Here is a 19953-nt window from a genome sequence, read left to right on the forward strand (position 1 = left end):
TCACTTCACCAGCGGCAGGTTGTCGCCGCGCCAGCTGCCGATCCCGCCGGACAGCTTGGCGGCGTTGAAGCCGGCCTTCTTCAGGACGCCGCCCCAGGTACCGGAGTGCTGGCCCATGGCGTCGACCAGGATGATGGTCTTGCCCTTGTACTTTTCCAGCTCGGTCATGCGGCTGTTCAGCTTGTCGGCCGGGATGTTCAGCGCGTCGACGATGTGCCCGCTGGCGAACTCCTTGGCCGGACGGATATCCAGGACCACCGCCTGGTCGGCATTGACCAGCGCGGTCAGCTCGCGGGTCGACAGGCTCTTGCCGCCCTTGCGCAGCTCGTGCAGCAACAGCAGGACCAGCAGGACCAGCAGCGCCGCGACCAGCAGGTAGTGGTTGGTGGCGAACTCGATCAGACGGGAAACGAATTGCATGGTGACGGATATCCAGGGCGTAAAAATGCCGGCCAGTATACAGACCGCGCCGGCCAGGGGGGAACCCGCCGGGCGGCGCCCCGCTCGGCTCCAGGAAATGGCGTCGCGGGAAACTTCACGGTTAGAATGCCGGTCCTTTTCTGTGAAGCTGGCCAGTTCCGGCCCGGGCACGGCTCGGGCAGGACAGAGGGAGCGAGGATAGCGGCATTCGGTTGCGGATCGGCGTCATCGGTTTAATCAATCAGCCTCTTCCTACGTCTTGAACGACAATGTTCCCACTAAATTTGGTCAGTTTCTGAACCCCGCGGAAATAGAGCCGGACATATGACTGCCACGCCCAAACCCCTGGTCCTGATCATCCTGGACGGCTTCGGCCACAGCGAAAGCCCTGACTACAACGCCATCTACGCCGCGAAGAAGCCGGTCTGGGATCGCCTCCTGGCGACCCAGCCGCACGGCCTGATCTCCGGCTCCGGCATGGACGTCGGCCTGCCCGACGGCCAGATGGGCAACTCCGAGGTCGGCCACATGAACCTCGGCGCAGGCCGCGTGGTGTACCAGGACTTCACCCGCGTCACCAAGGCCATCCGCGACGGCGAATTCTTCGAAAACCCGGTGATCGCCGGGGCGGTCGACAAGGCCGTCGCCGCCGACAAGGCGGTGCACATCCTCGGCCTGCTCTCTCCGGGCGGCGTACACAGCCATGAAGACCACCTGGTGGCGATGGCGCAGATGGCCGCCAGGCGCGGCGCCGGCAAGATCTACCTGCATGCCTTCCTGGATGGCCGCGATACCCCGCCGAAAAGCGCGCAACCGTCGCTGGAGCGTCTCGACGCCACCTTCGCCGGGCTCGGCAAGGGCCGCATCGCCTCGATCATCGGCCGCTATTTCGCGATGGACCGCGACAACCGCTGGGACCGCGTCCAGGCCGCCTATGAACTGATCGTCGACGGCAAGGCCGAGTTCACCGCCGACTCCTCGGTGGCAGCCCTCGAGGCCGCCTACGCCCGCGGCGAGAGCGACGAATTCGTCAAGGCCACCGCGGTGGTCCCGGCCGGCGCCGAAGCGGTGCGGGTCGAGGATGGCGACGCGGTGATCTTCATGAACTTCCGCGCCGACCGCGCCCGCGAGCTGAGCCGCGCCTTCGTCGAGCCGGCATTCAATGAGTTCCCCCGCGAACGAGCCCCGCAACTGGCAGGTTTCGTCATGCTGACCCAGTACGCGGCGAGCATCCCGGCGCCCTGTGCCTTCCCGCCGGAGCCGCTGACCAACGTCCTCGGCGAATACCTGGCCAAGCATGGCAAGACCCAGCTGCGCATCGCCGAGACCGAGAAGTACGCCCACGTGACCTTCTTCTTCTCCGGCGGCCGCGAGGAACCCTACGAAGGCGAGGAGCGCATCCTGATCCCCTCGCCGAAGGTCGCCACCTACGACCTGCAGCCCGAGATGAGCGCGCCGGAAGTCACCGACCGTATCGTCGAGGCCATCGAGCAACAACGCTACGATGTGATCGTGGTCAACTACGCCAACGGCGACATGGTCGGCCACACCGGCGTGTTCGAGGCCGCGGTCAAGGCCGTGGAGTGCCTGGACACCTGCATGGGGCGCATCGTCGAGGCGCTGGACAAGGTCGGCGGCGAAGCCCTGATCACCGCCGACCACGGCAATGTCGAGCAGATGGAAGACGAGTCCACCGGCCAGGCGCACACCGCGCACACCTGCGAACCGGTGCCCTTCGTCTACGTCGGCAAGCGCAAGCTGAGCATCCGCGAAGGCGGCGTGCTGGCCGACGTGGCGCCGACCATGCTGACCCTCATGGGGCTGGAGCAGCCGGCGGAAATGACCGGTCGCAGCATCGTCATCCTCGGCTGATCCGCGAACGACGAACTCCCGCGCAGGGCGGATAACCGCGTCGCGGTTATCCGCCGCTTCTGCAGGCCATCGGCGGAGAACGCCTGCGACGTTATCCGCCGTAGCGGGCCGGGCGCCGCGCCCCGTTTCCACGACGTCACCTTCCCCGCTTTAACGCTGCCGATCGGCCGACAGGCCTGGCCACGCGACCTCGAGACGTGTGCCGCGGTTTTCATTTTCCGCGTCTTCCCCCCCTGCCTCCCGCTACGTCGCCGAGGCCCGTGCTAGCCTTGCCCGCGCTGTCTTTTCCATCTGCCCTACAAGGATTTCCGCCGATGTGGTTCCTCCTCGCCACCTCGCTCCTCGCCCTGTCCTTCCAGCGCCTGCTGGCTCTCGCCTTGCTGCTCGCGACCTGCTGCCTCGCCTTCTACGACGGAGTTCTCGCTCCGCCTGCGGTCGCCGCCCTGGCTGTACTGGGCGTCCTCGCCCTGTTGCGCCGGCGCCTGGCGGCACGCCGCGCCTGGGCCCTGGGCCTGGAGCTGCTGCTGGTCGCCGGCGCGGTGGGCCTGTTCCTGCACCTGCTACCCGGCTTCGCCAACCCCAAGGTCCTGGACAAGGCGGTGGTCGGCCCGCAGAGCCTGCCGTTCACCATGTACTTCAACTTCGACAAGGCACTGGTGCCGTTCCTGCTACTGGCCTGCCTGCCGAGCCTGTTCCGCGACGAAGCCCGCGCTCCCGGCCGCCCCTGGCACTGGCTGCTGCTCGTGGCGGCGGTGCCGGCGCTGCTTCTGCTGGCTGTCGGCGTCGGCCTGCTGCGGCCGGAACTCCACGCGCCGGCCTGGCTCTGGCAGTTCGTCCTGGCCAACCTGTTCTTCGTTTCCCTTGCCGAGGAAGCGCTGTTCCGCGGCTACCTGCAGCAACGCCTGGGCCAATGGCTGGGCCCCTGGCCCGCCCTGGCGCTAGCCTCGGCGCTGTTCGGCCTGGCGCACTTCGCCGGCGGCCCGCTGCTGATGCTGTTCGCCGGCCTCGCCGGGCTGATCTACGGGCTGGCCTGGCTGTGGAGCGGCCGCCTGTGGGTGGCGACGCTGTTCCACTTCGGGCTGAACCTGACGCATCTGCTGCTGTTCACCTACCCGCTCTACAGACCCGCCTGATGCCCGTGACCTTCGTCGTCGACGACATCAGCCGCTGCCATCCGGCTGAAATACGTGGAAGCGCCCCACAGCGCGCGGTGCGGGGCGTTTTTTTTAACGGCGGCCACGGGCATACTAGGCCGGTCCAATTCCCAGGTGCCCGCCACCCCATGCTCCGCCTCCTTCCTCTCCTGCTATCCCTCGCCTGTCTCGCTCCGGCCTTCGCCGACGAGCGCGCCGACACCCAACGCCAGCTGGAACAGACGCAGAAGGACATCGGCGAGCTGAAGAAGCTGCTGGACGGCATCCAGCAGGAAAAGAGCGGCGTGCAGAAGCAGCTGAAGTCCACCGAGACCGAGATGGGCGACCTGGAAAAACAGATCAAGGCCCTGCAGGACGAGCTGGACAAGAGCGAAGCCGAGCTGAAACGGCTGGATGGGGAGAAAAAAAAACTCCAGGACGCGCGCATTGAGCAACAGCGCCTCCTCGCCATCCAGGCCCGCGCTGCCTACCAGAGCGGACGCGAGGAATACCTGAAGCTGCTGCTGAACCAGGAACACCCGGAAAAATTCAGCCGCACCCTCACCTACTACGACTACATCAACAAAGCCCGTCTCGAACAGCTCGCCAGCTTCAACGAAACCCTCCGCCAGTTGGCCAACGTCGAGCAGGACATCTCTGCGCAGAAAGCCGAACAACTGAGCAAGCAAGGCGAGCTGGACAGCCGCCGCGAGGCGCTGGCAGCGACCCGCAAGGAGCGCCAGCAAGCCCTGGCCAAGCTGAACAGCGACTACCGCGAACGCGACCAGAAGCTCAAGTCCCGCCAACAGGACCAGGCCGAGCTGGCCAAGGTACTGCGGACCATCGAGGAAACCCTGGCCCGCCAGGCCCGCGAAGCCGCCGCCGCGGCGGAGCGCGAGCGCCAGCGCGCGCTGGCCGCCGAACGCGAGCGTGCGCGTCAGCAGCAGGCCGCCCCCGGACGAGTCACCAGCCCGCCGCGCGAACCTGCGCCGGGCCCGCTGGTCTCAAGCACTGGCGCGGTCTACGGCGGCGCGTTCGGCTCGGCCCGCGGCAAGCTGCCGTGGCCGGTGAATGGCCGCGTCGTGGCGCGCTTCGGCAGCCAGCGCGGCGACGATCCGCGGGCGAAATGGGACGGCGTACTGATTTCGGCGAGCGCCGGCAGCACCGTCCGCGCGGTGCACGGCGGACGCGTGGTATTCGCCGACTGGTTGCGCGGAGCCGGCCTGTTGGTCATCCTCGACCACGGTGGCGGCTACCTCAGCCTTTATGGCCATAATCAAAGCCTGCTGAAAGACGCCGGCGACACCGTGAAGGCCGGCGACCCGATCGCCACCGTTGGAACCAGCGGCGGCCAGAGTAGCCCGGCCGTGTACTTCGCCATTCGCCATCAGGGCCGCCCGGCGGACCCTACTACCTGGTGCCGCGCGCAGGGATAGGCGCCGAACTCGTGATTAGGAGCTGAACATGCTGCATTGCTTCCGTCCCACCACCCTGGCGCTGGCCCTGCTGCTCGGCGCGGGCGCGGCCCAGGCTGCCGACGCCCCGGCCGACGCCGCGCCACTGGCCAACGGTAGCAGTGCCCCGCTGCCCCTCGACGAGCTGCGTACCTTCGCCGAGGTTCTCGACCGGGTGAAGGCCGCCTATGTCGAGCCAGTGGACGACAAGACCCTGCTGGAGAACGCCATCAAGGGCATGCTCAGCAACCTCGACCCGCACTCCGCCTACCTCGGCCCGGAGGACTTCGCCGAGCTGCAGGAAAGCACCAGCGGCGAGTTCGGCGGCCTGGGCATCGAGGTCGGCAGCGAAGACGGCTTCATCAAGGTGGTCTCGCCGATCGACGACACCCCCGCGGCCCGCGCCGGCATCCAGCCCGGCGACCTGATCGTGCAGATCGATGGCAAGCCGACCAAGGGCCAGTCGATGACCGAAGCGGTCGACAGCATGCGCGGCAAGGCCGGCTCCCCGATCACCCTGACCATCGTCCGCGATGGCGGCAGACCGTTCGACGTCGAACTCAAGCGCGCCATCATCAAGGTCAAGAGCGTCAAGAGCCAGGTCCTAGAACCCGGCTACGCCTACCTGCGCATCACCCAGTTCCAGGTCAACACCGGCGAGGAAGTGGTCAAGGCGCTGAACCAGCTGCGCAAGGACAACAAGGGCCGTCTCAAGGGCCTGGTCCTGGACCTGCGCAACAACCCCGGCGGCGTGCTGCAGTCCGCCGTCGAGGTAGCCGACGCCTTCCTCACCAAGGGCCTGATCGTCTACACCAAGGGCCGCATCGCCAACTCCGAGCTGCGCTTCAGCGCCGACCCGGCCGATCCCAGCGACAAGGTTCCGCTGGTGGTGCTGATCAACGGTGGCAGCGCCTCGGCGGCGGAAATCGTCGCCGGTGCCCTGCAGGACCAGAAGCGCGCGATCCTGATGGGCACCGACAGCTTCGGCAAGGGCTCGGTGCAGACCGTGCTGCCGCTGAACAACGACCGCGCCCTGAAGCTCACCACCGCGCTCTACTACACCCCCAACGGGCGCTCCATCCAGGCCCAGGGCATCGTTCCGGACATCGAGGTCGGACGCGCCAAGGTGACCCAGGAGCGGAGCAGCTTCGAGGGCTTCAAGGAAGCCGACCTGCAGGGCCACCTGGCCAACGGCAACGGCGGCGCCGACCGCCCCACCGGCAAGCGTGCCGCGCCGAGCGAGCGCCCGCAGGATTCCGACTACCAGCTCAGCCAGGCCCTTAGCCTGCTGAAAGGCCTGAGCGTCACCCGCGGCAACTGATGTCGGCGTTCCGCGTTGCCCTGCTGGGCCTGTGCCTGCTGTTCAACCAGGCCCAGGCCCGCCAGGACCCCGTCCCCTACCAGCGCCCGCCGCTGCTGACCGTGGTCATCGATGACCTCGGGCAGAACCTGGCGCGCGACCGCCGGGTCCTCGACCTGCCCCCCGGCGTAACCCTGGCGATCATCCCGGAAACCCCGCATGCCGCCGAACTGGCCCGCGAGGCGCACCAGCGCGGGCGCACGGTGATCCTGCACATGCCGATGGACCCAGCCGGCGGTCCCTACGCCTGGCGGCCGGAGCTGACCCAGGAAGAGCGTGCGCGGCGGCTGGACGCGGCGCTGGCCAAGGTGCCGTTCGTGCAGGGCCTGAACAACCACGAGGGCAGCCGCATGACCGCGGTGCGCCCGGCGATGGCCTGGCTCGCCGAGGAACTCCAGCGTCGCGGCCTGTACCTGGTCGACAGCCGCACCAGCGCCGCCACCGTGGCCGCCAGCGAGGCGCAGCGGATCGGCCTGGCGAGCGTCTCGCGCGATGTGTTTCTCGACAACGAAGCCACACCGGAAGCGGTCTCCGCACAACTGCAGGCCGGCGTCGCCCTGGCCCGCAAGCAGGGTTCGGCGTTGCTCATCGGCCACCCGCACAAGGCCACCCTCGACGTGCTGGCGCGGGAGCTGCCGAAGCTGCGCGCCCAGGGCATCGAGCTGGTACCGCCGCAGATGCTCATCGGCGAGCGCGGCAACCGCAACGTCAACCCACGCCAGGCGCCGCACTGAACCCGGGTTTACCGGCGTCGCGGCAGCGGTTAAGGTGACGCCCTCGTCATTCCTGCACGGACGCACCGATGGCCCGCCCTTCCCCTCCCATGCCCCTGCTCGCCGCCGCCCTGCTGGTCGCTGGCGCGATTCCCCTCGGTTTCATCTGGATCCTCACCAGCGCCAAGTTCGAGATAGGCGGCGCCAGCCCCGGCGAGAGCACCGTCGGCAAGGTCGAGAACATCGACCAGCGCGCCATGGAGCAATTCTGCACCGGCGTGCGGGCGACGCCCGCCGGCACCTGGCTGGTAGGCCGGCGCGAGGTCGGCCGCGACGAGCAGGCACTGCCCGAGGGCGTCATCGACCTGGACCTGGTGGCGGCCGCCCAGCCCAGGGAAGAAGAGTCCGAACCCCACCTCTTCAACTTCCTCAACGGCATGCTGCTATCCGGCGGCGATCCGGAAACCACCTATGTCTCGCGCCTGGGCGCGGACGGCGTGTTCCACGAAGTGGCGCGGCTCGGCGAGACCGCCTGCCTGGAAGTCACGCCGGACGGTTCCAGCGTCTTCCTGCTCACCGGCCTGCGGCGCCCGGGCAAGGACAACGGTCAGCGCGAGCAGACAGTGGTGCTGCGCAGCGACGACCAGGGCAAGAGCTGGCGGCGGCTCGAGGAAGGCTTCATGGCCGAGGCGAATCGACTGGGCTGGGCTCTCGCACCGCGCTTCCACGGCAAGGACGAAGTCTGGGTCTGGGGTGATTTCGAATACGGCGGTGCCGATGGCGGCCGGGAACCCGGCCAGCCGAGCGGGCTGTTCTATTCGCCCGACCGCGGCGCCAGCGTCGAGTCGATCGCCACCTCCGCGCCGCTGCTGGTCGACCTCGCCTACGCCCGCGAGTTGGCGCCGAACGGCGTCAGCTGGGGCGATTACAACGGCAAGCACGGGCAGATCAAGGCACACGTCGCCCAACTGGACGCGGAGCGCGCCGCGATCTGGGTAAGCCAGACCTTCCGCTATGGCCCGCCCGAAGGGCGCTACCTGACCAGCTCGGTATTGGTCACCACCCAGGCCGAACTGCGCCGCGAGGGCGGACGCTGGCAGATGGGCGCGATCCGGCGCACCGACGGCGTGGCCGTCGAGCGCCTGGAACAGAACATGGACGGTCGGGTGATCGCAGTGCTCGACCACCCGGACGAATCGCGCTCGCTGATCGCCGAGCTCGATCGCGAAGCGCTCGAATGGAAGATCACCGGCAAGCTGCCCAGCCCGTTCTGGCCCCTGCCGTCCAGTTCCGGGCTGCGCGAGTTCTACATGGGCAGGAATGTGCTGCTGGCCAACACCATGAACCACTACGAAGTGCCGCTGTGGCTGTATCCCGACGAAGAGCCGGCGAGCGTCTCCGCCAACGCGGTGTACTACTCGGACGACTGGGGCTCATCCTGGCGCCGCCTGGACATCGCCGGCTACCTCGGCGTGCTCGGTTTCGACGAGGCGCACGACCGGGTGTTCTGGGCCCGCGGCAACTGGTACGACAGCCGCGACCTCGGCGTCCAGGCCTACGACCTGGACTGAGCGCCCCCTCGCCGCGCCGACGGAGGGGCGCCCGCCAGGTTCAGAGGTAGTTGGCGACGGCTTCGTCGACGAAGCCTTCCTGGCGCATCTGCTCCAGGGCCTTTTGCAGGCGCTCCACCACCTCGTCCGGAGTGTCCTTGTTCAACGCCAGGTAGAGCTTGGCCTCGTTGAAACGCAGCACCGTCTGCAGGCCGGACACGCCTTCCTGCTTGGCCAGGTAGCGACCGACCGGATCGGTGGTGGCCCACAGGTCGATCTGCCCGCCGGTAAGCTTCTTCACGTTTTCCTGGTCGCGCAGGGCGTTGATCACCGGGATGCCCTGGGCTTCCAGGTGCTGGCTGACCGCGTCGTTCTTGTAGGCGCCGAGCTTGTAGCGGGCGGCGTCCTTGAGATTCTTCACGGCGATCTTGCTGCCGGCCGGCGCCAGCAACACCCAACTGGTGTCGGCCAGCGGGCCGACCCACTTGAACTGCGGCACCCGCTCGGGGGTGTAGGTCATGGAGAACAGCCCGTAGCCGGGCTTGTCCAGGGTCAACCGGTACAGGCGGTCCCAGGGGAAGCGCAGGCTCAGGGAATAGCCGATGCCGGCGCGCCTGAACATCTCCCGGACGATGTCGGCACTGATGCCGTCGATGCCATCGTCGCGGGCGAAGTTCTTGTCATCCACCGCCATGTTGAAGGGCGGGAAGTTCTCGGTCAGCAGCACCACCTTGTAGTCGGCGGGCAATTCGGCACGGGCCGCGGAGGCCCCCAGCAACACCCCCAGGATCAGGGTCTGGATCAGGACTTTCAGCATGGTCACACCGCTCGCTTGGTTATCGTTATTGGCTAGCGGCATCCCTGCGTCAGGACGAAATACCTGGCTCGTCGGCCTTCCATGGCATTGCCGGCGGGGCCGGCAAAGGCGTTTCCCCGCCCGGCCCCCTGTTGGCCGGACGGAGCGAATCAGAGATAGCTGTTGAGGATGTCCTCGACGAAGCCTTCCTTGCGCATGCCGTCCAGGGCTGCCTGGAGCTTCTGTACCACTTCGTCGGGAGTCTCGCGGTTGAGCGCCAGGTACAGCTGGTCGCTGTTGAAGCGCAGCACCGTCTTCAGGCCGGTCACGCCTTCCTGCTTGGCCAGGTAGCGCCCGGCGGGATCGCCGCTGGCCCAGAGGTCGATCTGGCCCTTGACCAGCTTCTGCGCGTTTTCCTGGTCGCGTAGCGCCAGGTCGGCCTCGAAACCGTTCTTGCCGAGGAACTCGGCGATGGCATCGCCCTTGTAGGCGCCGATCCGGTATTTCTTCGCCTCGTCCAGGCTGCCCAGGGTGATCGGGCTGTCGCCCTTGGCCAGCAGCACCCAGTCGTCCGGGCCGATCGGACCGACCCACTTGAACTTGTCCTCGCGCTCGGCCAGGCGGGCGGTGACGAACACCCCGTAGCCGGGCTTCTCCAGCGCCAGCTTGTAGATGCGGTCCCAGGGGAAACGCAGGGTCAGGCTGTACTTGATGCCGGCGCGCTTGAACATCTCGCGGACGATATCCACGGCGATGCCGTCGATGTTGTCTTCCTGGGCGAAGTTCTTGCCGTTGATCGCCATGTTGTACGGCGGGAAGTTCTCCGTGAGCAGGACCATGCTGTAGTCGGGATCGGTTTCGGCGCGCGCGCCGCCGACCAACAGCAGGGTTGCGAGCAGCGCGAAGAGCAGGCTTCTTTGCATTGTTGTCATCCTGTCAGGGGCCTGGAGCGAGGCAGAATAACCAGCGCCGCGCCGCCAGGCCAGCCTTTTGCCAGCATCGCCGGCGAGGCGTCAGTAGCGCTCGCGGATCTGCTTCAACAAGCCTTCGCTGCGCAGCGCGTCGACCGCCGTTTGCAACTTCTGCACCAGCTCGTCCGGGGTGTCCTTGTTCAGTGCCAGGAACAGCTCGGCGGTATGGAAACGCTGGACCACCTTCACCTCCTTGAGGCCCTCGCGCTGGGCGACGTAGCGCCCGCTCGGATCGGCGGTGACCCAGAGATCGATCTGCCCGCTGGCCAGCTTGTCGACGTTCTCGTTGTCGCGCAGCGCCAATTGCACCTGCAGGCCGCGGTCGACCAGGTGCTGGCTGATGGCGTCGTTCTTGTAGCCGCCGATGCGATAGCGCGCGGCGTCTTCCAGGCTGTTCAGGTGGATGCTGCTGTCGCCGCGGGCCATCAGTACCCAGTCGTTGACCGCCAGCGGGCCGACCCACTTGAACTTGTCCTCGCGCTCCGGCGTACGGGCGGTGGAAAACACGCCATAGCCGGGCTCGCTCAGCGCCTGCTGGTAGACCCGGTCCCAGGGGAAACGCAGGATCAGCTGGCACTCGATCTGCGCGCGCTCGCAGGCGGCGCGCACGGTATCGGTGCTGATGCCGCTGATGCCATCGTTCTTGGCGTAGTTGCCGCCGTTCACCGCCATGTTGAACGGCACCAGGTTCTCGGTCAGCAGGACCAGGGTTTCGGCGCGCGCCAGGGCGCTAGCGCATAGCAGGGCCAGGCTGCCGACGCAGCCGAGAGCCAGACGGAAGATGGACATGGAGGACTCCCTGTCGGTCGCAATGTTTGTCGTTATGGCAGGGCATCGGCGCTCTAGCGGCACCTGATGCGGGGGGCGTGACTGTACCTGAAAGAAAGCCGCGCGAGTGTCGACTCGCGCTCAGGAATGGCTAGCCGATCACCGGCCCTGTGCGCTGCGGCGCAACGTGCCTCAGCGCACCACGATACCGCGGCTGGCGAGGTAGGCCTTGGCTTCCGGCACGGTGTACTCGCCGAAGTGGAAGATGCTCGCCGCGAGCACCGCGTCGGCCTTGCCCTCGAGGATGCCGGCGGCCAGGTGCTCCAGGTTGCCAACGCCGCCGGAAGCGATCACCGGTACGCTCACCGCCTCGCTGATGGCGCGGGTCACGCCCAGGTCGTAACCGCTCTTCACGCCGTCCTGGTCCATGCTGGTCAGGAGAATCTCGCCGGCGCCCAGGTCTTCCATCTTCTTCGCCCAGAGCACGGCATCCAGCCCGGTGGGCTTGCGCCCGCCATGGGTGAAGATTTCCCAGCGCGGCGCCTCGCCCGGGGCGGAAACCTTCTTCGCATCGATGGCGACCACGATGCACTGCGAGCCGAAGCGGTCGGCGGCCTCACCGACGAACTCGGGGTTGAACACCGCGGCGGTGTTGATCGAGACCTTGTCCGCGCCGGCATTCAACAGGTTGCGGATGTCCTGCACGCTGCGTACGCCGCCGCCCACGGTCAGCGGAATGAACACCTGGCTGGCCATGCGCTCGACGGTATGCAGGGTGGTGTCGCGCCCGTCGACGCTGGCGGTGATATCGAGGAAAGTGATCTCGTCGGCACCCTGCTCGTCGTAACGGCGGGCGATCTCGACCGGGTCGCCGGCGTCGCGGATGTTCTCGAACTTGACGCCCTTGACCACTCGACCATTGTCCACGTCGAGGCAGGGGATGATGCGTTTTGCCAGTGCCATGCGGTTCGCCTCAGGCCTTGAAGTTGTCGCACAGCGCCTGGGCTTCGGCCACGTCCAGGGTGCCTTCGTAGATCGCCCGGCCGGTGATGGCGCCGATGATCCCCGGGGTGCGGGCGTCCAGCAGCTTCTGGATGTCGCCGAGATTGTGGATGCCGCCGGAGGCGATCACCGGGATCCGCGTGGCATTGGCCAGCGCGGCGGTAGCCTCGACGTTGCAGCCCTGCATCATGCCGTCCTTGGAAATATCCGTGTAGACAATGGCGGACACCCCGTCGGCCTCGAAGCGACGAGCCAGGTCGATCACCTGGACTTCGCTGACCTCGGCCCAGCCGTCGGTGGCGACGAAACCGTCCTTGGCATCCAGGCCGACGATGACCTTGCCCGGGAAGGCGCGGCAGGCCTCGCCGACGAACTCAGGCTGCTTGACCGCCTTGGTGCCGATGATGACGTAGCTGACGCCGGCGCGAACGTAATGCTCGATGGTTTCCAGCGAGCGGATGCCGCCACCGATCTGGATCGGCAGGTCCGGGTAGCGACGGGCGATGGCGGTGACCACCTCGCCGTTGACCGGCTTGCCTTCGAAAGCGCCGTTCAGGTCCACCAGGTGCAAGCGGCGGCAACCGCCATCGACCCATTTGGCGGCCATCGCCACCGGATCGTCGGAGAAGACCGTGGCGTCTTCCATCAGGCCCTGGCGCAGACGCACGCAGGCGCCGTCTTTCAAGTCGATCGCGGGAATGATCAGCATCGGTGAACCCTGTTCAAGTCTGTATTCGGTGGGCAGGCACGCGGAAACTCAACTCTTTTCCAGCGCCCAGACATCACTCTCGATGCTTTCGAACCGTTCCTTCAGGTACGACTGCACGTCGAGGATGGCCTTGTTGTAGAAGTACGGGGCGAACTCGCGGGCGAAGAAATCGAGCAGTTCCTCGGCTTCGAAGGAGCCCAGCTCCAGTTCGAAGCGGTCCTCCATGAAGCGCTTGATCGCCAGTACCGCGTCCTGGGTCTGCGCGGCGTCCAGCTGGAGGATCGGCGTCTTGCTCTTCGCCCTGGCCATGGCCTACCAGCGCCCGTCCCAGGCCACGAAGTTCTGCAGCAGTTGCAGGCCGTGGGTATGGCTCTTTTCCGGGTGGAACTGCACGGCGAAACGCGAGCCTTCGGCCAGCGCGGCGGCGAAATCGACGCCGTAGTGCCCGTGCCCCACCACCTGGCGCGGATTGCCGGCCTCGATGTAGTAGCTGTGCACGAAGTAGAAGCGCGCCTGGTCGGGAATCTCGTGCCACAGCGGGTGCTCCACCGCCTGGCTCACCTGGTTCCAGCCCATGTGCGGCACCTTCAGGTGCTCGCCGGCTTCGTGCAGGTCCTTGCCGAAGAAGCGCACCTGGCCGGGGAACAGACCGATGCAGTCGACCCCGTCGTTCTCCTCGCTGCGCTCCAGCAATGCCTGCATGCCGACGCAGATGCCGAGGAACGGGCGGTCCTGGCTGACCTCGCGGACCAGGGCGTCGAAGCCCAGGCGGCGGATCTCGGCCATGCAGTCGCGGATCGCGCCAACCCCGGGGAACACCACCCGGTCGGCCTCGCGGATCACCGCCGCGTCGCTGCTCACCAGCACCCGGCCGGCACCGACGTGCTCGAGGGCCTTGGCCACCGAGTGCAGGTTGCCCATGCCGTAGTCGATCACGGCTACCGTCTGCATCACAGGCACCCTTTGGTCGACGGCATCTGCCCGGCCATCCGCTCGTCCAGCTCGATGGCCATGCGCAGCGCGCGGCCGAAGGCCTTGAACACGGTCTCGATCTGGTGGTGGGTGTTGTGCCCGCGCAGGTTGTCGATGTGCAGGGTCACCTGGGCGTGGTTGACGAAGCCCTGGAAGAATTCCATGAACAGGTCGACGTCGAAGCCGCCGACGCTGGCACGGGTAAAGGGAACGTGCATCTGCAGGCCGGGCCGCCCGGAGAAGTCGATGACCACCCGCGACAGCGCCTCGTCGAGGGGCACGTAGGCGTGGCCGTAGCGGCGGATGCCCTTCTTGTCGCCGATGGCCTTGGCGAAGGCCTGGCCGAGGGTGATGCCGATGTCCTCGACGGTGTGGTGATCGTCGATATGCAGGTCGCCCTTGCACTCGATGTCCAGGTCGATCAGGCCGTGGCGGGCGATCTGGTCCATCATGTGGTCGAGGAAGGGAACCCCGGTATCGAACCGGGCCTTGCCGGTCCCATCCAGGTCGATGGAGACCTTGATCTGGGTCTCCAGGGTGTCGCGCGCGACGGATGCCTTGCGTTCGGCCATCACCAGCTCCACAGCTAACACTGCACGTAATTATAAGAGGGCCAGCATTATAGGCAGGCCCGGGCTGGCGCTGCCAGCCGCGACCGTCGGCGCGAATCGCCCCACGGGCGGCGGGCCAGGCCTTACACTGCGCTCCTTCCATCCCGCCGCGGAGAGCCGCATGCCCGTGATCGTCGAAACCCTCGCCCAACCCAGCGCCCAGGATCGCCTGGACCTGGCGAAGATCTACGCCGACGCACCGGACTGGCTGTTCGCCCCGCATGCCGACGGCGCGGCGCTGGTCGCGGCCGGGCTGGCCGCCGGCGAGCTGATCGCCGGGCGCTTCAACGACCGCCTGCTGGGTGCCGCCCTGCTGCGGCGCGGCGGCGACGCCTGGCAGCTGTCGCACCTTTGCGTGCGCGGCATCACCCGCGGCCGCGGGGTCGGCCGACGCCTCCTCGACGAGGCCCGGCGCCTGGCTGCCGAAGCCGGCAAGCCGCTGCGCCTGGTCGCCCCGGACGGGCACCTGGAATCCCTCGCCCTCGCCGCGCGCCACGGGCTGCCGCTGGACAGCCTCTGATATGCTCGGCGGCGGTCCCAGCCAAGGAGCTTCGCCATGTCCTTTTCCACCGCCGAACGCACCGCCCTGCTCGCCCTCAAGGGAGTCGGCCCGACCGTGCTGCAACGCCTGGAACAGATGGGCCTGGACAGTTTCGTCCGGCTGCGCGACAGCGATGCCGCAAGTATCCTCGCCCAAGGCGCGGCCCTGACCGGCTCCAGTTGCTGGAAGAACAGCCCGCAGGCGCGGGCAGCGATCGTCGCCGAGCTGCAGCGCGCAGCCAGCGACGCATGAACGACGTCGACGTACTGGTAGTCGGCGCCGGCGCCCTCGGCCTGGCCTGCGCCGCGCGCCTGGCCGAAGCCGGCCACGGCGTACTGGTGGCGGAGCGCGAACGGCTGGTCGGTAGCCACACCTCCAGTCGCAATTCCGAAGTGATCCACGCCGGCCTCTACTACCCGCCCGGCTCGCTCAAGGCCGATCTCTGCCTGGAAGGCCGCGAACGCCTGTACGCCTGGTGCGCCCGCCACGGCGTCGGCCACCGGCGCATCGGCAAGCTGCTGGTGGCGGTGGAGGAAAACGAGCGCGAGAAGCTCCAGGCCCTGGCGGCCAACGCCCGCGCCTGCGGGGTCGACGACCTGATGCCACTGGACGGCGCCAAACTGCGCGCGCTGGAGCCCCAGGTCCGCGGGGTCGCCGCCCTGCTCTCGCCGAGCACGGGAATCATCGACAGCCACGCCTACCTACAATCGCTGCAGGCCGTCGCCGAGCGCCACGGCGCACAACTGGCGCTGGACACCCGGGTCGACCGCCTGGAGCGCCACGCCGGCGGCTGGCGCGCCGAAGGACAGAGCGTCGGCGAAGCGTTCCGGTTGCGCGCGGGCTGGGTGATCAATGCCGGCGGCCTGTTCGCCCAGGCGCTGGCGCAACGCACCGAAGGCCTCGATCCGCGCCTGGTGCCGGCGCTGCACCTGTGCCAGGGGCGCTATTTCTCCTACAGCGGCCGCTCGCCGTTCCGCCACCTGGTCTACCCGATGCCCGAGGCGCGCACCACAGGGCTCGGCATCCACGCCACCCTCGACCTCGGCGGCCAGTTGCGCTTCGGTCCCGACGTGAATTACGTGGACAACCTCGACTACCGCGTCGACGAATCCCTCGGCCCCGCCTTCGCCCAGGCCATCTCGCGCTACTTCCCCGGCATCGACCCTCGGCGCCTGGCCGCCGGCTACGCCGGCATCCGGCCCAAGCTCGGCGGGCCGGGGGAACCCGCCGCCGACTTCATCATCCAAACCCCTGCCGAACACGGCCTGCCCGGCCTGGTCAACCTGTTCGGCATCGAGTCGCCCGGCCTCACCGCCAGCCTGGCGCTCGCCGAACGGGTCGCCCGCGCACTCTGAGACGAGGTTTCGCCGCGCGCAGGGTCGGCCTGGCAAAACGGCGTTGTTATACTCGCCCGCACATTCACCGCTGCCAGCACAAAGGATTCGTCCATGAAAGCATTCGGCAAGGTCCTGGGGCTGTTCTTCCTGGGACTCTTACTGCTCGTCGTGGCCCTGGGCTTCGCCCTGACCCACCTGTTCGATCCCAATGACTACAAGGACGAAATCCGCCAGATCGCCCGCGACAAGGCCAACCTAGAGCTGGACCTGAAGGGCGACATCGGCTGGAGCCTGTTCCCCTGGCTGGGCCTGGAGCTGCACGACACCAGCATCGCCAGTACCGCCACGCCGACCAAGCCGTTCGCCGACCTGCAGATGCTCGGCCTGTCGGTGCGGGTCCTGCCGCTGCTGCGCAAGGACGTGCAGATGAGCGCGATCCGCGTCGAAGGCCTGAGCCTGGACCTGGTCCGCGACAAGCAGGGCAAGGGCAACTGGGAAAACATCGGCAAGCCGGCCCAGCCCCAGGCCCCGTCCGCTCCTTCCGCCACCCCGCCGGCAGCGGACGGCAAGGGCGCCCAGGCGCAGGCACCCGAGCAGGCGCCGCAGAACGACAGCCCGCGCACCCCGATCAAGCTCGACATCGACAGCCTCAACGTCAACAACGCCCGCGTCACCTACACCGACGAAGCCAGCGGCAAGCAGTACAACGTCGAGGGCATCGAGCTGAGTACCGGCGCCATTCGCGAAGGCAGCAGCATTCCGCTGAAGCTCAACGCCTACCTCGGCACCAACCAGCCGGTGGTGCGGGTCAAGACCGAGCTGACCGGCAACCTGCGCTTCGACACCGCGCTCAGGCGCTACCAACTGGAAGACGCCAGGCTCTCCGGCGAGGCCTCGGGCGAGCCGCTGCAAGGCAAGACCGCCACCTTCTCCGCCCAGGGCCAGTTGCTGCTCGACCAGTCGGCGCAGATCGCCGAGTGGAACGGTCTGAAGCTGAGCGTCAACCAGTTGCGCGCCCTCGGCGAACTGAAGGCCCGCGAGCTGGACAAGGACGCCAAGTTCAGCGGCGGCCTGTCGATCGCGCCGATGAACCTGCGCGAGTTCCTCGCCGGCATCGGTGTGACCCTGCCGGCCATGGCCGACGCCAACACCCTCGGCAAGTTCGAGCTGAACACCCGCCTGGCCGGCAGCCGCAACAGCCTGAATCTCGAAGACCTCAAGCTGGGCCTGGACGACACCGCCTTCAGCGGCCGCTTCGGCATCGCCGATTTCGCCAGGCAATCGCTGCGCGCCCAGCTCAAGGGCGACAAGCTCGACCTCGACCGCTACCTGCCGGCCAAGGCCAAGCAGGCCCAGGATGCCGCCAGCGCCACGCGCAAGGCGGAAGTCGACGCCACCGTGGCCAGTGCCGCCCAGGGCAACACGCCGCTACCGGAAAAACCGACCAGGCAGGCCTGGAGCGACGCGCCGTTGCTGCCCATGGCGACCCTGCGCAAGCTCGACCTGGACGTGGCGCTGAACTTCGGTCGGCTGACCGTCGAGAAGCTGCCAATCGACGACGCCAGCCTGAAGCTGCGTGGCCAGGGCGGCGTGATCAGCCTCGACGACATGCGCGGCGGGCTGTACAACGGCCGCTTCAACGCCAAGGCCAACCTCGACGTACGCCAGGACAGCGCCGTGTTGACCGCCACCAAGCACATCGCCAACGTGCCGGTGGAGCGCCTGCTCGAAGCCCAGGGCAAGAAACCGCCGGTGAAGGGGCTGCTCGACCTCGACGCCGACATCCGCACCAGCGGCAACAGCGAGAAGTCCTGGATCGACCATCTCAACGGCAGCGCACGCTTCAGCCTGATCAACGGCGTGCTGCTCGACGCCAACCTGGAGCAACAGCTCTGCCAGGGCATCGCTACCCTCAACCGCAAGGCCCTTGCCGGTACCCACGGCGGCAAGGACACGCCTTTCCGCGAGCTCAAGGGCAGCCTGAACTTCACCAACGGCGTGGCCAGCAACCCTGACCTGAAGGTCGCCATTCCCGGCCTGGCGGTCAGCGGCCACGGCGATATCGACCTGCGCGTGCTGGGCATGGACTATCGCATCGGCGTGGAGATCCAGGGCGATAAGAGCGACATGCCGGACCCGGCCTGCCAGGTCAACCAGCGCTACGCCGGCATCGAATGGCCTCTGCTCTGCCGCGGCCCGCTGGAACTCGGCGCCAAGGCCTGCCGCCTGGACAAGGAAGGCCTGGGCAAGGTCGCCGCGAAACTGGCCGGCAATCGCCTCAACGAAAAACTCGAAGAGAAGCTCGGCGACAAGGTCAGTCCGGAGCTGAAAGACGCACTCAAAGGGCTGTTCAACCGCAAATGACACCTGAAGGCTTCAACGGCGCGGTCCTCGACTGGTACGACCGTCACGGTCGCAAGGACCTGCCCTGGCAGCAGGGCATCACCCCCTACCGGGTGTGGGTCTCGGAAATCATGCTGCAACAGACCCAGGTCAGCACCGTGCTCGGTTACTTCGACCGTTTCATGGCAGCGTTGCCCGACGTCGAGGCACTGGCCGCGGCGGCCGAGGACGAAGTCCTGCACCTGTGGACCGGGCTCGGCTACTACAGCCGTGCGCGCAACCTGCACAAGACCGCGCAGATCGTGGTCGAGCGGCATGCCGGGGAGTTCCCCCGCGACGTCGAGCAACTCGCCGAACTGCCCGGCATCGGCCGCTCCACCGCTGGAGCCATCGCCAGCCTGTCGATGGGCCTGCGCGCACCGATCCTCGACGGCAACGTCAAGCGCGTACTGGCGCGCTACCTGGCGCAGGACGGCTATCCCGGCGAACCGAAGGTGGCCAGGGCGCTGTGGGAAGCCGCCGAGCGCTTCACCCCGCACGCACGGGTCAACCACTACACCCAGGCGATGATGGACCTCGGCGCCACCCTCTGCACGCGCAGCAAGCCCAGTTGCCTGCTTTGCCCGCTGGTCTCCGGCTGCCGCGCGCACCTGCTCGGCCGCGAAGCCGATTATCCGCAGCCCAAGCCGCGCAAGGCGTTGCCGCAGAAGCGCACGCTGATGCCGATCCTGGCCAACCGCGACGGCGCCATACTGCTCTACCGGCGGCCTTCCAGCGGACTCTGGGGCGGGCTCTGGAGCCTCCCCGAACTGGACGACCTCGACGGCCTCGAACCGCTCGCCGCGCGCCATTCCCTGGCCCTCGGCGAGCGCCGCGAACTGAGCGGCCTGACCCATACCTTCAGTCATTTCCAGCTCGCCATCGAGCCCTGGCTGGTGGCGGTGGAAGGCGCTCCGCGCGCCGTGGCCGAGGGCGACTGGCTCTGGTATAACCTCGCCACCCCGCCGCGCCTGGGCCTCGCCGCTCCGGTGAAGAAGCTGCTCAAGCGCGCAGAACAGGAACTCGGACGCGGCACGACCGCGTGAATGCCGGGCCCGCGGGCCCGGCGGCAACTGCAGGAGAACGACCATGAGCCGCACCGTGATGTGCCGCAAGTACCACGAAGAGCTGCCCGGCCTCGACCGCCCGCCGTATCCTGGCGCGAAGGGCGAGGACATCTACAACAACGTGTCGCGCAAGGCCTGGGACGAGTGGCAGAAGCACCAGACCATGCTGATCAACGAGCGTCGCCTGAACATGATGAACGCCGAGGACCGCAAGTTCCTCCAGCAGGAGATGGACAAGTTCCTCTCCGGCGAGGACTACGCCAAGGCCGACGGCTACGTGCCGCCATCCGCCTGA

General features: G+C 67.6%; 21 protein-coding genes. 12 read left to right on the top strand and 9 right to left on the bottom strand.

Annotation, left to right across the window (positions count from 1 at the left end):
* Complete coding sequence (locus tag VQ065_RS29365) at positions 1 to 420, bottom strand: rhodanese-like domain-containing protein (protein WP_003096058.1); 420 nt, start codon at positions 418 to 420, stop codon at positions 1 to 3.
* Positions 421 to 744: 324 nt separating this feature from the next.
* Between VQ065_RS29365 and gpmM the strand changes: the two genes are divergently transcribed.
* From gpmM to VQ065_RS29395, 6 genes are all read left to right on the top strand, one after another.
* A complete protein-coding gene (gpmM, locus tag VQ065_RS29370; protein ID WP_003096060.1) occupies positions 745 to 2292 on the top strand; it encodes a 2,3-bisphosphoglycerate-independent phosphoglycerate mutase in 1548 nt (515 codons plus the stop codon).
* A 314-nt stretch (positions 2293 to 2606) separates the two neighbouring features.
* On the top strand, positions 2607 to 3425 hold the full coding sequence (locus VQ065_RS29375; protein WP_003096062.1) for a CPBP family intramembrane glutamic endopeptidase: 819 nt from the start codon (positions 2607 to 2609) through the stop codon (positions 3423 to 3425).
* A 149-nt stretch (positions 3426 to 3574) separates the two neighbouring features.
* The gene (locus VQ065_RS29380) at positions 3575 to 4861 is read left to right on the top strand and encodes a murein hydrolase activator EnvC family protein (RefSeq protein WP_003123645.1); all 1287 of its coding nucleotides are present in this window, start codon (positions 3575 to 3577) and stop codon (positions 4859 to 4861) included.
* A 28-nt stretch (positions 4862 to 4889) separates the two neighbouring features.
* Entirely contained in the window at positions 4890 to 6200 is a 1311-nt protein-coding gene (gene cptA, locus VQ065_RS29385) for a proteolytic complex protein CptA (RefSeq protein ID WP_003096067.1), read from the top strand.
* Positions 6200 to 6973 carry a divergent polysaccharide deacetylase family protein gene (locus VQ065_RS29390; protein WP_003096069.1) on the top strand — a complete coding sequence of 258 codons (774 nt, stop codon included), beginning with the start codon at positions 6200 to 6202 and terminating at the stop codon, positions 6971 to 6973. Before cptA ends, VQ065_RS29390 begins: the two co-directional genes overlap by 1 nt.
* Positions 6974 to 7041: 68 nt before the next feature.
* Positions 7042 to 8523 (top strand): hypothetical protein, encoded by a 1482-nt coding sequence (locus VQ065_RS29395; protein WP_021263277.1) that lies wholly within the window; start codon positions 7042 to 7044, stop codon positions 8521 to 8523.
* A gap of 40 nt (positions 8524 to 8563) precedes the next feature.
* Here the strand turns inward: VQ065_RS29395 and VQ065_RS29400 are convergent, their stop codons facing one another.
* The 8 genes from VQ065_RS29400 to hisB all read right to left on the bottom strand — a co-directional run bounded on the left by VQ065_RS29400 (position 8564) and on the right by hisB (position 14292).
* A complete protein-coding gene (locus VQ065_RS29400) occupies positions 8564 to 9319 on the bottom strand; it encodes a substrate-binding periplasmic protein (RefSeq protein ID WP_003096075.1) in 756 nt (251 codons plus the stop codon).
* Positions 9320 to 9468: 149 nt separating this feature from the next.
* Positions 9469 to 10221 (bottom strand): substrate-binding periplasmic protein, encoded by a 753-nt coding sequence (locus VQ065_RS29405; RefSeq protein WP_003106330.1) that lies wholly within the window; start codon positions 10219 to 10221, stop codon positions 9469 to 9471.
* A gap of 90 nt (positions 10222 to 10311) precedes the next feature.
* On the bottom strand, positions 10312 to 11058 hold the full coding sequence (locus VQ065_RS29410) for a substrate-binding periplasmic protein (protein ID WP_003111636.1): 747 nt from the start codon (positions 11056 to 11058) through the stop codon (positions 10312 to 10314).
* A 171-nt stretch (positions 11059 to 11229) separates the two neighbouring features.
* Positions 11230 to 12000, bottom strand: coding sequence for an imidazole glycerol phosphate synthase subunit HisF (gene hisF, locus VQ065_RS29415; RefSeq protein WP_014603501.1), 771 nt, complete (start codon positions 11998 to 12000; stop codon positions 11230 to 11232).
* Between the two features lie 10 nt (positions 12001 to 12010).
* Positions 12011 to 12748: a 1-(5-phosphoribosyl)-5-[(5-phosphoribosylamino)methylideneamino]imidazole-4-carboxamide isomerase gene (gene hisA / locus VQ065_RS29420; RefSeq protein ID WP_003106336.1), complete on the bottom strand. Its 738-nt coding sequence runs from the start codon at positions 12746 to 12748 to the stop codon at positions 12011 to 12013.
* A 48-nt stretch (positions 12749 to 12796) separates the two neighbouring features.
* Positions 12797 to 13057 (bottom strand): DUF2164 domain-containing protein, encoded by a 261-nt coding sequence (locus tag VQ065_RS29425; RefSeq protein WP_003096084.1) that lies wholly within the window; start codon positions 13055 to 13057, stop codon positions 12797 to 12799.
* A gap of 3 nt (positions 13058 to 13060) precedes the next feature.
* The gene (gene hisH / locus VQ065_RS29430) at positions 13061 to 13699 is read right to left on the bottom strand and encodes an imidazole glycerol phosphate synthase subunit HisH (protein ID WP_003096087.1); all 639 of its coding nucleotides are present in this window, start codon (positions 13697 to 13699) and stop codon (positions 13061 to 13063) included.
* The gene (gene hisB, locus VQ065_RS29435) at positions 13699 to 14292 is read right to left on the bottom strand and encodes an imidazoleglycerol-phosphate dehydratase HisB (protein WP_003096088.1); all 594 of its coding nucleotides are present in this window, start codon (positions 14290 to 14292) and stop codon (positions 13699 to 13701) included. The genes hisH and hisB overlap by 1 nt, the downstream gene beginning before the upstream one ends.
* Positions 14293 to 14452: 160 nt before the next feature.
* On the opposite strand from hisB, the gene VQ065_RS29440 reads away from it, so the two are divergent.
* The 6 genes from VQ065_RS29440 (at position 14453) to VQ065_RS29465 (ending at position 19953) form a co-directional block, all read left to right on the top strand.
* Entirely contained in the window at positions 14453 to 14851 is a 399-nt protein-coding gene (locus VQ065_RS29440) for an acetyl-CoA sensor PanZ family protein (protein WP_009878269.1), read from the top strand.
* A 36-nt stretch (positions 14852 to 14887) separates the two neighbouring features.
* Positions 14888 to 15124, top strand: a complete 237-nt coding sequence (locus tag VQ065_RS29445; RefSeq protein WP_003096092.1) for a hypothetical protein — start codon at positions 14888 to 14890, stop codon at positions 15122 to 15124.
* Entirely contained in the window at positions 15121 to 16227 is a 1107-nt protein-coding gene (locus tag VQ065_RS29450; protein WP_003096094.1) for an NAD(P)/FAD-dependent oxidoreductase, read from the top strand. The genes VQ065_RS29445 and VQ065_RS29450 overlap by 4 nt, the downstream gene beginning before the upstream one ends.
* A 93-nt stretch (positions 16228 to 16320) precedes the next feature.
* Positions 16321 to 18573 (top strand): AsmA family protein, encoded by a 2253-nt coding sequence (locus tag VQ065_RS29455; protein ID WP_003096096.1) that lies wholly within the window; start codon positions 16321 to 16323, stop codon positions 18571 to 18573.
* On the top strand, positions 18570 to 19637 hold the full coding sequence (mutY, locus tag VQ065_RS29460; protein ID WP_003096098.1) for an A/G-specific adenine glycosylase: 1068 nt from the start codon (positions 18570 to 18572) through the stop codon (positions 19635 to 19637). Before VQ065_RS29455 ends, mutY begins: the two co-directional genes overlap by 4 nt.
* 43 nt (positions 19638 to 19680) lie before the next feature.
* On the top strand, positions 19681 to 19953 hold the full coding sequence (locus VQ065_RS29465) for an oxidative damage protection protein (RefSeq protein ID WP_003096100.1): 273 nt from the start codon (positions 19681 to 19683) through the stop codon (positions 19951 to 19953).

It is taken from the genome of Pseudomonas sp. KBN10P06128 (assembly GCF_037574945.1).
Classification (GTDB): Bacteria; Pseudomonadota; Gammaproteobacteria; order Pseudomonadales; family Pseudomonadaceae; genus Pseudomonas; species Pseudomonas aeruginosa.